Genomic DNA, 14,760 nt, shown 5'->3' with positions numbered 1-14,760 from the left:
TCTGATACACAGCCTTCGCGAGCAAGCCCGCTCCCACAGTCTGATTGGGTTTATCCAGCAATCATCGGCGGCAAGGTACCGAGCAGGGAGACGGCCGCCACCGCACCCATCCCCAACAACCACTCCAGCAGCACACTGCGCTTGAGCGCGCCCATCCGCTGTTCGCAATCATCAATGCGCAAGCGATTGAACAGCGCCAGCGCGAGCATGCCCAGCACCAGCAAGGCCTTGATCAGCAGAATCAAGGCAAACCCTGCAAAGAGCGGCGTCGGCCACCATTGCCCGGTCAGCACGCGCACGTTGATCAACCCGGTGATCAGAAGGCCGCCAACGATCGCATAACCGACACCGCTGAAGCGTTGCAGGATCCGCCCCATCGCTGTGCTCGGCTGACGCAGGATCAACACCAACAGCAACAAGCCGCCCAGCCATGCAGCGACGCAAGTCAGATGAACGATCTGGTTGAGGATCAGCAGTTGCCCGCTGAGGCCGTCGAGCATCGCGCCGTGACCGACCGGCGCCAGGGTCGCCAAGAGCAGCGCGCTCAAGCCCAGGCGCAGCAGCACATTCGAACGCCACGGCGTGAACAGCAGTGCCAGCAACAGCGCGTTGATCAGCAGATGCCAGCGCCAGACCTGGCCGAAAAAGGTGTTGCCGAGCACCACGCCAACAGTGTCCGGATCGAACGCTGCCGCCGCCGAACCGGCCATGCTCGCGGTGATCAACAGTGCCCAAGTCACGCCGCTGACCAAGGCAATCGCCGTCAGCCAGCGCGCCAGTCGCGCCAGATGCCGATCCAGTGTCGGCACTGGTGCCTTGAGCAGCAACGGCCGGAACAACCAGGCGCCGAACAGCATCAACACCGCGCTGAAATGCACAAAGCGGCACAGCACCAGCGCTTCACTCATGAATTACTGGCCAACCTTGAACTGGTAGGCGCCTTCGCTCTTGTGTGTGTCGACCGACACCGCGTGCCATTCGACTTTGTATTCACCGGCGCCGAGCGGTGCGGCGGGGGTGACGATCAGGGTTTTCTTGTCGCCTTCGGTGGTCAGCGGTTTGATTGCGACCGGGGCGTCGTCGTGGGTCAGGCTGACTTTGGTGAAACTGGCTTCGACGCCTTCAGAAAAGGTCAGGCGCAGATCGGCCGGCGTGGCGACGGTGCTGTCGGCGGCCGGGGTGGCACTTTTCAGGTGGGCGTGGGCGAAAACCGAAGATGCGGCGAACAGCGAAGCGAGCAGGGCAGTGGTGGTCAGGACGTTCTTGAACAGCATCGCGGATACCTCTGAGGCAGGACAAAGAAGCGCCAGTTTAGCCATGCGCCGGCCTTCATACGAAGTTTTGTTTGCAGCGGTCGCCCCGAGGCCAGAGCGGATGCTAGTCTTCAACAACGTCGTTGTCAGGGAGCCCTCATGGGCAATCACAAGATCGAGATCCGTCGCAGTAACGTCGAGAAAATCCTGCTCGCGGCGGAAAAAGTCTTCGCCGAAAAAGGTTTCGGCGGCACCGCCATGGCCGACATCGCCGCCGAGGTGCAATTACCGCGCTCCAACCTGCATTACTACTTTTCCACCAAGAGCGAACTGTACAGCGCGGTGCTGTTCGACCTGCTGGAAGTGTGGAAGCAGGATGCGCTGTGCTTCGAGATGTTCGATGATCCACGGGTGGTGCTCAGCAGCTACATCCGCGCCAAGATGAACCATTCGCGCAGCCGGCCGCACGGCTCGAAAGTCTGGGCCAACGAGATCATCCACGGCGCCCCGACCTTGGGTGAAGCGCTGGATCTGAGCCTGTATGACTGGGCGAAAATGAAGGAAGCGAAGATCCGCCAATGGGTTGAGGACAAGCGGATTCTGCCGGTGGAGCCGTCGAGCCTGCTGTACATGATCTGGGCTTCGACCCAGCATTACGCCGACTTCGATCATCAGGTGAATATTCTCAACGAGCATCAGCCGCTGTCGGACATGCAGTTCGAACGGGCGGTGCAGACGGTGACCAGTGTGATCTTGCGCGGGATCGGGTTGGAGCCCTGAAGCAAAAGCTGACCCTCACCCCAACCCTCTCCCGGAGGGAGAGGGGGCCGACCGAGGTGTCTTGCGAGTTACATCGACCTGAAAAATCCAGTCGAATATGGACTCAAAAAGCCGACCGAGCATGTGCATGCATCGATTTTGGATTCAAAGCCGTCCGTGCCTGTGCATGTATCGATTATGGATTCAAAGTAAATCGCTCAAGTCGGTGGATTTCTGAAATATCCCCCAATCAGTCCCCTCTCCCTTTGGGAGAGGGTTAGGGTGAGGGGGCTGTTGGATCAGCCGGCGATCTAGACGGCAACGTGGTAAGGATTCCTCGGATCATGATTCCAGTCCAGAAACGGCTTGCCGGTTTCCATCGGCACCATCTCGATACAGTCCGCCACCGGACAAGTGATCTGGCACAAGTTACAACCCACACACTCCTCATCGATCACTTCATATTTATGCGTGCCGTCAGCCTGTTTCAAGCTGCTGATCGCCTGGTGTGAAGTGTCTTCGCAAGCAATGTGGCAACGCCCGCAACCGATGCACGCGTCCTGGTCGATCTTGGCGATCACCTGGTAGTTGATGTCGAGGTACTTCCAGTCGGTGGTATTGCCCACTGCGCGCCCGGAGAACTCGGCGATGTTGGCGTAGCCTTGGCTGTCCATCCAGCGCGACAGACCGTCCTTCATCTCCTCGACAATCCGGAAACCGTGGAGCATCGCCGCCGTGCACACCTGCACCGCGCCGCTGCCCAACGCCATGAACTCCGCCGCGTCACGCCAACTGCCGATGCCACCAATGCCGCAGATCGGCAGGCCCTGGGTCTGTGGATCACGGGCGATTTCGGCGACCATGTTCAGCGCGATCGGTTTGACGGCCGAGCCGCAGTAACCGCCGTGGGTGCTCTTGCTGCCGACGGTGGGCAGGGCGACCATGTGTTCCAGGTCGACGCTGGTGATCGAGTTGATGGTGTTGATCAGCGACACCGCATCGGCGCCCCCGCGATGCGCAGCGCGGGCGGCGACACGGATGTCGGTGATGTTCGGTGTCAGTTTGACGATCACCGGTAGCGAGCAATAGGTCTTGCACCAGCGCGTCACCTGCTCGACGTACTCTGGCACCTGACCCACCGCTGCGCCCATGCCGCGCTCGGGCATGCCGTGCGGGCAACCGAAATTCAGCTCGATGCCGTCAGCACCGGTGGCTTCCACCAGCGGCAGGATGTGTTTCCACGATTCCTCGACGCACGGCACCATCAGCGAGACGATCAGCGCACGGTCCGGCCAGTCCTTCTTGACCTGTGTGATCTCGCGCAGGTTGATTTCCAGCGAGCGGTCGGTGATCAGTTCGATGTTGTTGATGCCCAGCACCTCGCGGTTGTTGCCGTAGTGCGCCGAGTAGCGCGACGAGACGTTGACCGCTGCCGGGTCCTCGCCGAGGGTTTTCCAGACCACGCCACCCCAGCCGGCCTCGAAGGCGCGGACCACGTTGTAGGCCTTGTCGGTCGGTGGCGCGGAGGCCAGCCAGAACGGATTGGGCGCTTTGATGCCGGCGAAGACTATCGAGAGATCGGCCATTTATGCAGCCTCCACGTTGAGCATCAGTTGCGCATTGATCGCCTCGGCGGCGAGTTTGCCGTGTTGCACCGCTTGCACGGTGAGGTCCTGATCGAGGCTGGTGCAGTCGCCGCCGGCATACACGCCGGGAATGCTGGTGCGCAGGTTGTCATCGACCTGAATCCGTTCGCCCTGACGCTTGAGTTCACGGGCCAGCGGGTCGGCGAGGGCGCTGCTGTCGAAGGCCTGGCCGATGGCTTTGAAGATCGCGTCGGCGGCCAGCTCGAAAGTTTCGCCAGTGGTTTGCAGGCGACCGTCGACCAGTTGTGTACGGGCGAAACGCATGCCGCGCACCTTGCCTTGCGCGTCGAGCAGCACTTCCTCCGGTTGTGCCCAGGTCAGCAGGCGCACCTGATTGGCTTTGGCGATGTCTTGTTCGTGACCGGTGGCGCCCATGTCCGCCGCGCCCCGGCGATATACCAGATTCACGTCACGCGCTCCGAGGCGGGACATTTGCACGGCCATGTCGATCGCGGTGTTGCCGGCGCCGAGGACGATGCAGCGTTCGGCCAGTGGCAGTTGCGTCAGGTCATCGGCCTGGCGCAGTTCACGGATGTAATCGGTGGCGGCGAGCAGGCCGGGTGCGTCTTCGTGGGCCAGACCGAGCTGTTTGCTGGCGTTGAGGCCGAGGCCGAGGAACACCGCGTCGAACTGCTGATGCAGCTCGCTGAGGGTCAGGTTGTCGCCGAGTTTCTGCCCGTGACGGATTTCGATGCCGCCGATCTGCAGGAGAAAATCCAGCTCTTTCTGCGCATAGTCATCGACCAGTTTGTACTTGGCGATCCCGTATTCATTGAGGCCGCCAGCCTTCTCCCGTGCTTCGAAAATCACCACGTCATGCCCGTGCATCGCACTGCGGTGGGCGCAGGACAAACCCGCTGGCCCGGCGCCGACCACGGCGATGCGCTTGCCGGTGCTCGCCGCACGCTGGAACGGGTGCTCGGTGAAGTGCGCGTTGTCCACGGCGTAGCGTTGCAACAGGCCGATCAGCACTGGCGCGCATTCCTGGGCGTTGTTGCGCACGCAGGCTTGCTGGCAAAGGATTTCCGTCGGGCAGACCCGGGCGCAACTGCCGCCGAGGATGTTCGCCGAGAGAATTTTCTGCGCCGCACCGGGCACGTTGTCCTGATGGATATTGCGGATGAAGGACGGAATGTCGATCTCGCTCGGGCACGCGTTGACGCATGGCGCGTCGTAGCAATACAGGCAGCGCGAGGCTTCCAGATGCGCCTGCCGGGCGTTGAGCGGTGGCGCCAGATCGGTGAAATGGCCGGCGAGGGCGGCCGCGCTTTCGTGCGGATGCGGGAGATGGTTCAGGGTCTCGATCACGGTTTTTTGCCTCACGGTTATTGAGGTTCTCTGCCTCTGATGGGCAGTGGTTTTTTTGTTGTCTGGACGGGCCCCTTCGCGAGCAAGCCCGCTCCCACATTTTGGAATGCGTACACCCTGTGGGAGCGAGCTTGCTCGCGAAGGCCGAAGGCCTGGATTTCAGCGTTTCACCGCAGTCGGCTTGTGTAATTCAGCCCGCTTGCTCAGCAAATCAAACACCGCCGGATACGCCGGCCGTTCGATGTACCGCCCGGCCCCGCGCTCGGCGCGCAGGTCGCCGTCGGCCCAGACCACTTTGCCCTGGCTGACGGTATGGCTCGGTACGCCGCGCACGGTCTTGCCTTCGAAGATGTTGAAGTCCACCTGCTGATGGTGGGTCTTGGCGGAGATGGTGCGGGTGCCTTGCGGATCCCACAGCACCAGGTCGGCATCGGCGCCGACGCGGATCGCGCCTTTGCGCGGGTAGAGGTTGAAGATTTTCGCGGTGTTGGTGGAGGTGAGGGCGACGAAGTCCTGCATCGACAAACGTCCGCTGTTGACCCCTTCATCCCACAGCACCGCCATGCGGTCTTCAATGCCGGCGGTGCCGTTGGGGATCTTGCTGAAGTCGTCGCGACCGGCGGCTTTCTGCTCGGCGCAGAAGCAGCAGTGGTCAGTGGCGGTGGTGTGCAGATTGCCGCTTTGCAGACCGTGCCACAGCGCTTCCTGATGCCCGCGCGGGCGGAACGGCGGGCTCATCACGTAACCGGCGGCGGTCTGCCAGTCCGGGTGCTGGTAGACGCTGTCGTCGAGCAGCAGATGCCCGGCCAGCACCTCGCCGTACACCGGTTGGCCCTTGCTGCGCGCGTAAGTGATTTCGTCCAGCGCTTCCTTGGTGGAAACGTGCACCAGATACAACGGCGTGCCGATGGTCTCGGCAATACGAATCGCCCGGCTCGCCGCTTCGCCTTCCACCTGCGATGGCCGCGACAGTGGATGCGCTTCCGGCCCGGTAATGCCTTGGGCCATCAACTTGCGTTGCAGGTGATAGACCAGCTCACCGTTTTCCGCGTGCACGGTCGGCACGGCGCCGAGTTCCAGGCAGCGTTCAAAACTTGCCACCAGCGTGTCGTCGGCGGCCATGATCGCGTTCTTGTAGGCCATGAAATGCTTGAAGCTGTTGATCCCGTGATGGCTGACCAGCTCGGCCATTTCCTCACGCACTTGCTCGCTCCACCAGGTGATCGCGACGTGGAAGCCATAGTCCGATGCCGACTTCTCGGCCCAGCCGCGCCACTGATGAAACGCTTCCATCAACGACTGCTGTGGATTGGGAATCACGAAGTCGATGATCGAGGTAGTGCCGCCGGCCAGACCTGCAGCGGTGCCGCTGTAGAAGTCTTCGCTGGCCACGGTGCCCATGAAAGGCAGTTGCATGTGAGTGTGTGGGTCGATGCCGCCGGGCATCAGGTATTGGCCGCTGCCGTCGAGCACTTCGGCGCCGGCGAGAACATCCAGGTTCTGACCAATGGCTTTGATCACGCCGTCGGCGCAATAGACGTCGGCGCGATAACTTTCATCATGGGTAACAACGGTGGCGCCACGGATCAACAGAGACATTCCGAGTTCCTCGCAGGCATGACCGACTTGTGCCGGTTCTAAATGTTTTATTGATGTACAACGCTGATCGGCGTATTCCTGTCAGCGCTGTCAGGAATAGAAGCTAGTCGCAGTTTTGCAATTGATCAAGATTATTTTTTATAAGCTTATTGCTGTTTTAAGTGTATGAAACATAACGATAAAAAACGCAAATCACCAAAATGGTGAGGCTGTTCACCATTTTGACGCACTTGACAGGATGGAAATATGAGCAAGATTTCCTATGTGAAATCAGCCGCTTGAAGTTGAGCTGCGGTTGAGCGCCCGTGATGAAAAAAAGTGCAGTGCACCAGATTGAGTCCTGACAGTTCGAACAACTTGGCAAACGTTTGGCCTGAGCGTGCAGACAAGTTTTCGCGGACTCTTTCGGTGAATAATTAAAACCGAGCAATATCAGAAAGTTGCAATGTGTTTGAACCACCGCCTAGGCGTCAGATGGGGCACCCGGCACGTTTATTGATGCCGCCGCTGACACCATGGCCGGTACACGAAAGTTGTCAGTTCCTCCGGCCATCGTCCGGCTCGCACCCCGTGTGCAGCCGCCTGATGAGCAAAAAAATAATCAGAAGAACAGTGGAGCGGCCATGCAACAGAACAGATCGCAAGTGACCGAGCGCGACGGCTTGTTCGAACTCGAAGCCGGCAGTGACGTCCTCGACAGTCCCCGTTACAACCACGACATGGCACCGACCAAGGTGCGCGAACGAACCTGGAATAAATGGCACATCACCGCGCTGTGGGTCGGCATGTCGGTGTGCGTGCCGACTTACACCCTCGGCGGCGTACTTACCGCGTATTTCGGCCTGACCGTCGGCGAAGCGCTGATGGCGATTCTGCTGGCCAACGTCATCGTGCTGATCCCGTTGACCCTCAATGCTTTCCCCGGCACCAAGTACGGCATTCCATTCCCGGTGCTGCTGCGCTCGTCGTTCGGCGTGCTCGGTTCCAACGTGCCGTGCCTGATTCGTGCACTGGTGGCGTGTGGCTGGTTCGGTATTCAAACGATGTTTGGCGGATTGGCGATTCACCTGTTTCTCGGCTCGATCTTCGACGGCTGGAAATCCCTCGGCGGAACCGGCGAGGTGATCGGCTTCATGATCTTCTGGTCGCTGAATCTGTGGGTGGTGATCCGCGGGGCCGAGTCGATCAAGTGGCTTGAAACCCTGTCCGCGCCGTTGCTGGTGGCGGTCGGCATCGGCCTGCTGATGTGGGCGATGCCCAATGTGTCGATGACCGAGCTGCTGGCGATTCCACCCAAGCGTCCTGAGGGCGCGAGCGTGGTCAGTTACTTCGCCGCCGGGCTGACGGCGATGGTCGGCTTCTGGGCCACGCTGTCGCTGAACATTCCTGACTTCAGCCGTTACGCCAAGAGCCAGAAGGACCAGATCCTCGGGCAGATTTTCGGTCTGCCGCTGACCATGTTCCTGTTCGCTTCGCTGGGTGTGGTGATGACTGCCGCGTCGGTGAAACTGGTCGGCGTGACGGTGTCCGACCCGGTGAGCCTGATCGGCCATATCCAGAGCCCGCTGTGGGTGGCGGTGGCCATGGCACTGATCATCATCGCCACGCTGTCGACCAATACCGCAGCGAACATTGTCTCGCCGACCAACGACTTCCAGAACATCGCGCCCAAGGTGATCAACCGCACCAAAGCCGTGTTGCTCACCGGCTTCGTCGGGCTGGCGCTGATGGCCCACGAGCTGCTGAAAAAGCTCGGGCTGATCGTTTCCGATGTCAGCCTGGAAACCGTGTATTCCAACTGGCTGCTGGGCTATTCGAGCCTGCTCGGGCCGATCGCCGGGATCATGGTGGTGGACTATTTCCTGATCAAGAAACAGCAGCTGGACCTGGCCGGGCTTTATCGCGACGACGTCTATCCGGCGTGGAACTGGGCCGGGTTTACCGCGTTTGGCGTGCCGGTGGTGCTGACCTTGCTGTCGCTGGGCAGCGATGCGTTCAGCTGGTTTTACAGCTATGGCTGGTTTACCGGTTCGGCGCTGGGTGGGGTGATTTATTACGGGTTGTGTTCGATGCGAAGCAGCCCCTCTGTTGTGAAATCTTCGGTGTGAGGAATGGCCCCTTCGCGAGCAAGCCCGCTCCCACAGGGTGAACGCATTCCAAATGTGGGAGCGGGCTTGCTCGCGAAGACGGTCTCAAATACACACAAGAACTGCCTGAAGAAACTCGTAAAAAAACTGCCTGAGGAGATCAACATGAACGCAGTCGTAGACGTTCTGCAATCCACCCATCAGCACATCAACCGCGACCGCCTCTGGGCCTCGCTCATGGAACTGGCCAAGCTCGGTGCCACGGTCAAGGGCGGGGTCTGTCGCCTGGCCCTGACCGACCTCGACCGTCAGGCCCGTGACCTGTTCGTGCAGTGGTGCAAGGACGCCGGGTGCAGCGTCACGGTGGATGAAGTCGGCAACATCTTCGCCCGCCGTCCCGGGCGCAATCCGAACCTGCCGCCGGTGATGACCGGCAGCCACATCGACACCCAGCCCACCGGCGGCAAGTTCGACGGCTGTTTCGGCGTGCTCGCCGGCGTCGAAGTGCTGCGCACCCTCAATGACCTCGGTGTGGAAACCGAAGCGCCGCTGGAAGTGGTGGTCTGGACCAACGAAGAAGGCTCGCGCTTCGCCCCGTGCATGATGGGCTCCGGGGTGTTCGCCGAGAAATTCACCCTCGAAGAAACCCTGGCCAAGGTCGATGCCGACGGCGTCACCGTCGGCGAAGCCCTGAATGCCATTGGTTACGCCGGGTCACGCAAAGTCAGCGGGCATAAGGTCGGCGCCTATTTTGAAGCGCACATCGAACAAGGCCCGATCCTCGAAGACGAACAGAAAACCATCGGCGTGGTACTCGGCGCTCTCGGGCAGAAGTGGTTCGACCTGAAACTGCGCGGCGTCGAAGCCCACGCCGGGCCCACGCCGATGCACCTGCGCAAGGACGCGCTGGTCGGCGCCTCGATCATCGTTGGTGCGGTCAACCGCGCCGCCCTCGGCCATCAACCCCACGCCTGCGGCACGGTCGGTTGCCTGCAAGCCTACCCCGGCTCGCGCAACGTCATCCCCGGCGAGGTGCGCATGACCCTCGACTTCCGCCATCTGCAACCGGAGCGGCTGGATTCGATGATCAGCGAGGTGAAACAAGTCATTGAGGCGACCTGCGAAGAACACGGCCTGACCTATGAACTGACCCCGACGGCCGACTTTCCGCCGCTGTACTTCGAGAAGGGTTGCGTCGAAGCCGTGCGCGGCGCGGCAAAAGGCCTTGGCCTGTCGCACATGGACATCGTCAGCGGCGCCGGGCATGACGCGATCTTCCTCGCCGAACTCGGTCCTGCGGGGATGATTTTCGTACCGTGCGAAGGCGGGATCAGCCACAACGAAATCGAGAATGCCGCGCCGGAAGATCTGGCGGCCGGGTGTGCGGTGTTGTTGCGGGCGATGCTGGCGGCTTCGGCGATGGTGGCGGAGGGGCAGCGCGCGGCCTGAAAACGCGGCGTGACCTGTGGGAGCTGGCTCGCCAGCGATGGCGGTGGACCAGTCGACACTGGATTAACTGAAAGTCCGTCATCGCTGGCAAGCCAGCTCCCACAGGTTTTTGTTCAGTTGAGTAAAGTGATCAGCCGGGCCGGTCATTCTTGCCCGCTGTGCCCTGGCGTCGGTCGGGGCCGTTGGGGTTGCCGACATCCAGCAACCGTCGTTCGACCAAAACATTCTCCAGCGCCTGACGCTCGACCGGCGCCATTTGGTGTTCGCGCTTTTTCAGCTCCAGCAGAATCGGGCTGGACCAGGTGCGATAAGTCTGTTCGATGTTGCGACGCGACGTCATCAGTCTCTCCTTGATCAAGAGCCCGGTGGATCTGGCAGGGGCTCAATCCGATGAGGGGGTAACCTTAGTCGAGAATCCCCGGGTCCGCGAATGTGGCGTTGTTCCCTGTAGGAGTGAGCCTGCTCGCGATAGCGGTGTGTCAGTAGCGCAAATGTCAGCTGACACACCGCTATCGCGAGCAGGCTCACTCCTACAGGTTTTGCATTGCATGCGGATCCGCGGTCAATCGTCGATATTCATCATCGCCTGCACACCTTCCCATGCCTCGGCGCGCATCCGTTCGATATCCAGCCCCGGAATCACGCCGTTATCGACCACGATCCGGCCGCCCACCAGGCTGTACTTCACCGTGATCGGTTCTCCCGCGACCACCGGTGCAACCGCGCAATCGTGGAAGCCGAAGAACCGTGGATGATCTAGGCTGTAGATCACCAGATCCGCCGCTTGTCCGATTTCCAGCGTACCGACCGCGCCCAGTCCCAATACCTGCGCACCGCCTGCCGTGCCCCAGTGGATCACGTCTTCGGCAGTGGTCGCCGAGGCGCCTTGTTCGGCGCGGTGGATCAGCCACGCGGTGTTGGCTTCGCCGACCATGCTTCCGGATTCGTTGGACGCGACGCCGTCGACGCCGAGGGAGATCGGTACGCCGGCCTCATACATTTGCGGCACCGGCGCGACGCCGCTGCCCAGGCGCGCGTTGCTCACCGGGCAATGCGAGATGCCGCTGCCGGTCTGGGCGAGCATGCGGATTTCGTCGGGTTGCAGGTGCACGGCGTGGGCGAACCAGACGTCGGGGCCGAGCCATTCGTGTTCGGCGACGAACTCCACCGGCAGGCAGTTGTATTTCTCGCGGCAGAAATTCACGTAGTTCTGCGTTTCCGACAGGTGCGTGTGCAGACGCAAACCGAGGCCGCGCGCGGTGTGCGCCAGTTCGCGCAGCAGGGTCGGCGGCAGCGAAAAGGTCGGTGTGGTTGGCGCGACGACCACCCGGCGCAGGGCATCCGGGGTGTCCTGGTGATACAGCGATTTCAGTCGCTCGATATCGCCGACCATTTGTTCGAGGCTTTCCGGTTGCAGCGCGGTTTTCGAGAAACCCGGGTGCGCGCTGGCGGATTCCAGCGCGCCACCGCGACACAGCACAAAGCGCAGGCCGAATTCGTCCGCCAGATCGAACAGCAAATCCCCGGTCTCGGTGCTGCCGTGGGCGTGGTAGAGATAATGATGATCGGCGCAGGTCGTCACCCCGGACAACAGCAACTCGACCATGCCCAGACGGGCGGCGATCCTTGCCAATTGCGGGGTAAAGCGGTTCAACCTTGGGTAGGGCACGCTCGCCAGCCAGCCTTGCAGATCCTGATTCAAACCTTCGGGCACGGCTTTGAGCAGGTTCTGGAACAGGTGATGGTGGGTGTTGATCCAGCCCGGATAGACCACGCAGTTGCGTGCTTCGATCACGCGCTCGCCGGGTTGCGCTTGAAGGTCGGCGGCCATTTCGGCGATGCGGCCGTTGACCACGCGAATGTCCACCGCCCCGGCCCGGGCACGCGGGCCGCGCAGGCCGGTCATCACCGCTACGGGGTTTTTGATCAGGATGTTTTGAAGTCGAGTCATGGGCAGGCTCCAGTCAGAGAATGTGCGAGGCGGATTTGCCGGGTGTGGTTTCTGGCACGCTGACGCCGTTGAGCGCCGCGTTGAGCAGCACCGACACCAGGCAGGCGATGACCACGCTGCTGTGCAGGAACGGCTGTGACCACTCGGGCATTTGTTTGAACAGGGTCGGGGCGAGCACCGGTACCAGCGCGGCGGCGATGGTGAAACCGACGATCAATACGTTGTAGCGATTGCGCTCGTAATCGACCTTGGCCAGGGTCTGAATCCCCGCCGCCGCGACCACGCCGAACATCGCAATGCCGGCACCGCCCAGCGCTGCGGTCGGCATCGACGCGATGATCGCCCCAGCCTTGGGCACTAGCGCAATCGAACACATCAACAGGCCACTGACGGCGACCACCCAGCGGCTGCGCACGCCGGTCAGGATCACCAGACCGACGTTTTCCATGAAGGCAATGAACGGAAACGCGGCGAACATCCCGGCGATGGTGCTGGCCAGGCCATTGGCGCGCAGGCCATTGACCACTTGCTGGTCTTCCACCGGTTTGTCGACGATGTCGCCGATGGCCACGAACAGCCCCATCGACTCGACCATCTGCACGATCATCACCACCACCATGGTCGCGATGGGGATCAGGCTGAAAGTCGGCAAGCCGAAGTAGAACGGGTAGGGCACGGTCAGCCACGGCGCCTCTTCGACACTGTGGAAATTGCCCATGCCCAGACCGTAAGCCAGACCGGCGCCGACCAGCATGCCCACCAGCACCGCCATGTTGCGCAGCAGCGGACTGCCATAGCGATTGACCAGCAGGATGGTCAGCAGCACCACCACCGCCACCGCGAGAAATGCCGGGGCGCCGAAGTTGCTCGCGTTGCGTCCGCCACCGACCCATTCATAGGCGATCGGGAACAGCTGCAGACCGATCACCGTGACGATGCAACCGGTGACTACCGGCGGGAAAAACCGCCGTAATCGGCCCACGAACGGCGCCATCAGCAGGGTGAAAATTCCGGCGCCGATCACCGCGCCGCAGACTCCCGCAAACCCCACGTCGGGGTTGCTGCCGATGGCAATCACCGGACCGACGCTGCTGAACGCCACGCCTTGCAGGATCGGCAGGCGTACGCCGAACTTCCAGAAGCCGACGGTTTGCAAAAGGGTGGCGATGCCGGAGCAGAACAGCGTGGTGCTGATCAGCACCACGGTATCGGCGTGGGACATCTTCAGGGCACTGGCGACGATCAACGGCACGGCGATGGCGCCGATGTACGAGACGGCCATGTGTTGCAGGCCGAGGGTGAGCATCTGTCGCACCGGCAGGACGCGGTCGACGGGGTGCACGGTGGAGGAAGGAGTGGCTGACGACATGGGGAATCACCTCTAGCTGTTGTTATTCGGTACAGAGGGGTATTCGTCTGATGCTGTCTTAGAGGCACCGCAATCCTTGTGGGAGCGGGCTTGCTCGCGAAAGCGGTGTGTCAGTTGACATCATTGTTCAATGACCCACCGCTTTCGCGAGCAAGCCCGCTCCCACAGGTTTTGTGTTGTGCAAAAAATCTGGCATCAGTCATTCGTGCTGCGAAGCCGCCATCCACCGGCTCCGATGCCTTGTTCAGCCTGCCAGGCAGGCGGCAAAGCCCTGGTTTAGCGCCGCACGGTCCAGGTCGCGGCCGATGAACACGATCTTGCTCGAACGGGGCTCCGTGCCCCAGGCGGTCGAGGCGCGAAACTCCACCAGACTGTGCACGCCTTGCAGCACGTAGCGCTGGTCTTCGTTGGCCACGGCGAGCACGCCTTTCATGCGATAGAGGTTGTCGGCCTGGGACGAGCGCAGCTCGCTGATCCAGCGGTGGAACGCCATCAGATTGACCGCGCCGTCGACGGCGATGCCCACCGATGACACGCTCGGATCGTGTTCGTGGTCTTCTGATTCATGGTGGTGGTCATGGTCGTGATGCTCAGGTTCCGCGCCGATTTCCATAAGCTTCTGCGTGCACTCGAACGCACCGATGCCGAGAATTTTCGTCAGGTCGATCTGCGCATGGGTGGAGGTCACCAGATCTGCGGTGGCGTTCAAACCACGGATCTTGCCGCGCAGAATGTCCACCTCTTCAGGGCTGACCAGATCGACCTTGTTGATGACGATGCGGTCGGCGCAGACGATCTGATCCACCGCCTGATTGTCGACGCCATCCAGTTGCAGATCCTCCAGGTGTTGGGCGATGTGCTTGGCGTCGACCATGGTCACGATCGCATCGAGTTCGACTTCTTCGGCAATCGGGTCATTGATGAAAAAGCTCTGCGCCACCGGGTACGGATCGGCCAGCCCGCTGGTCTCGATCAGGATGTGATCGAGGCGCACCGGGCGCGCCACCAGCTCGCGGACGATGCGCACCAGGTCCTCACGAACCTCGGCGGTACAACACACGCAGCCGTTGACCATTTCGTAGATCTCTTCGGTCTCGGAGCTGAGCACCAGATCGCCGTCGATGCCGACCTCGCCGAACTCGTTTTCGATCACGGCAATCTTGCGCCCGTGGTTTTCCTTGAGGATGTAGTTGAGCAGGGTGGTTTTGCCGGCGCCGAGGAAGCCGGTGAGGATGGTCACGGGGATTTTGGTGTTGGGGGTTGGGGCGTTGAAGGGGGTGTTCATATGCAGCTCCTTGATGGACGCGGATTTGCTTTGGGTGGGAGCGGGCTTGCTCGC

General features: G+C 61.4%; 12 protein-coding genes. 3 read left to right on the top strand and 9 right to left on the bottom strand.

The window, feature by feature from the left end; translation table 11 throughout:
• Nucleotides 1-50: 50 nt before the first annotated feature.
• The gene (gene copD / locus J1G18_RS14770; RefSeq protein ID WP_223007972.1) at nucleotides 51-908 is read right to left on the bottom strand and encodes a copper homeostasis membrane protein CopD; all 858 of its coding nucleotides are present in this window, start codon (nucleotides 906-908) and stop codon (nucleotides 51-53) included.
• 3 nt (nucleotides 909-911) lie between these two features.
• Nucleotides 912-1,274: a copper homeostasis periplasmic binding protein CopC gene (gene copC, locus J1G18_RS14765; protein WP_223007971.1), complete on the bottom strand. Its 363-nt coding sequence runs from the start codon at nucleotides 1,272-1,274 to the stop codon at nucleotides 912-914.
• 138 nt (nucleotides 1,275-1,412) lie between these two features.
• Between copC and J1G18_RS14760 the strand changes: the two genes are divergently transcribed.
• Complete coding sequence (locus J1G18_RS14760; RefSeq protein ID WP_096795914.1) at nucleotides 1,413-2,033, top strand: TetR/AcrR family transcriptional regulator; 621 nt, start codon at nucleotides 1,413-1,415, stop codon at nucleotides 2,031-2,033.
• A gap of 290 nt (nucleotides 2,034-2,323) precedes the next feature.
• On the opposite strand, the gene preA is transcribed toward J1G18_RS14760, so the two are convergent.
• The 3 genes from preA to hydA form a co-directional block, all read right to left on the bottom strand.
• On the bottom strand, nucleotides 2,324-3,598 hold the full coding sequence (preA, locus tag J1G18_RS14755; protein WP_007965265.1) for an NAD-dependent dihydropyrimidine dehydrogenase subunit PreA: 1,275 nt from the start codon (nucleotides 3,596-3,598) through the stop codon (nucleotides 2,324-2,326).
• On the bottom strand, nucleotides 3,599-4,966 hold the full coding sequence (locus J1G18_RS14750; RefSeq protein ID WP_223007970.1) for an NAD(P)-dependent oxidoreductase: 1,368 nt from the start codon (nucleotides 4,964-4,966) through the stop codon (nucleotides 3,599-3,601).
• Nucleotides 4,967-5,125: 159 nt separating this feature from the next.
• Entirely contained in the window at nucleotides 5,126-6,565 is a 1,440-nt protein-coding gene (gene hydA, locus J1G18_RS14745) for a dihydropyrimidinase (RefSeq protein WP_223007969.1), read from the bottom strand.
• Between the two features lie 623 nt (nucleotides 6,566-7,188).
• On the opposite strand from hydA, the gene J1G18_RS14740 reads away from it, so the two are divergent.
• Entirely contained in the window at nucleotides 7,189-8,673 is a 1,485-nt protein-coding gene (locus J1G18_RS14740; protein WP_134786072.1) for an NCS1 family nucleobase:cation symporter-1, read from the top strand.
• Between the two features lie 144 nt (nucleotides 8,674-8,817).
• Nucleotides 8,818-10,101, top strand: coding sequence for a Zn-dependent hydrolase (locus J1G18_RS14735; RefSeq protein ID WP_223007968.1), 1,284 nt, complete (start codon nucleotides 8,818-8,820; stop codon nucleotides 10,099-10,101).
• Between the two features lie 130 nt (nucleotides 10,102-10,231).
• On the opposite strand, the gene J1G18_RS14730 is transcribed toward J1G18_RS14735, so the two are convergent.
• The 4 genes from J1G18_RS14730 to J1G18_RS14715 form a co-directional block, all read right to left on the bottom strand.
• Nucleotides 10,232-10,441 carry a hypothetical protein gene (locus J1G18_RS14730; protein ID WP_003224027.1) on the bottom strand — a complete coding sequence of 70 codons (210 nt, stop codon included), beginning with the start codon at nucleotides 10,439-10,441 and terminating at the stop codon, nucleotides 10,232-10,234.
• 222 nt (nucleotides 10,442-10,663) lie between these two features.
• Entirely contained in the window at nucleotides 10,664-12,052 is a 1,389-nt protein-coding gene (locus J1G18_RS14725; RefSeq protein WP_223007967.1) for an amidohydrolase family protein, read from the bottom strand.
• A gap of 13 nt (nucleotides 12,053-12,065) precedes the next feature.
• Nucleotides 12,066-13,421 carry a nucleobase:cation symporter-2 family protein gene (locus tag J1G18_RS14720; RefSeq protein ID WP_223007966.1) on the bottom strand — a complete coding sequence of 452 codons (1,356 nt, stop codon included), beginning with the start codon at nucleotides 13,419-13,421 and terminating at the stop codon, nucleotides 12,066-12,068.
• A gap of 244 nt (nucleotides 13,422-13,665) precedes the next feature.
• Nucleotides 13,666-14,706 (bottom strand): CobW family GTP-binding protein, encoded by a 1,041-nt coding sequence (locus tag J1G18_RS14715; RefSeq protein ID WP_223007965.1) that lies wholly within the window; start codon nucleotides 14,704-14,706, stop codon nucleotides 13,666-13,668.
• Between the last annotated feature and the right edge of the window lie 54 nt (nucleotides 14,707-14,760).

Origin of the sequence: Pseudomonas sp. MIS38 (assembly GCF_019891575.1) — a bacterium.
Classification (GTDB): Bacteria; Pseudomonadota; Gammaproteobacteria; order Pseudomonadales; family Pseudomonadaceae; genus Aquipseudomonas; species Aquipseudomonas putida_A.
Note: the sequence above shows the minus strand (reverse complement) of the source record. Positions and strands in the feature narration are given on the sequence as shown.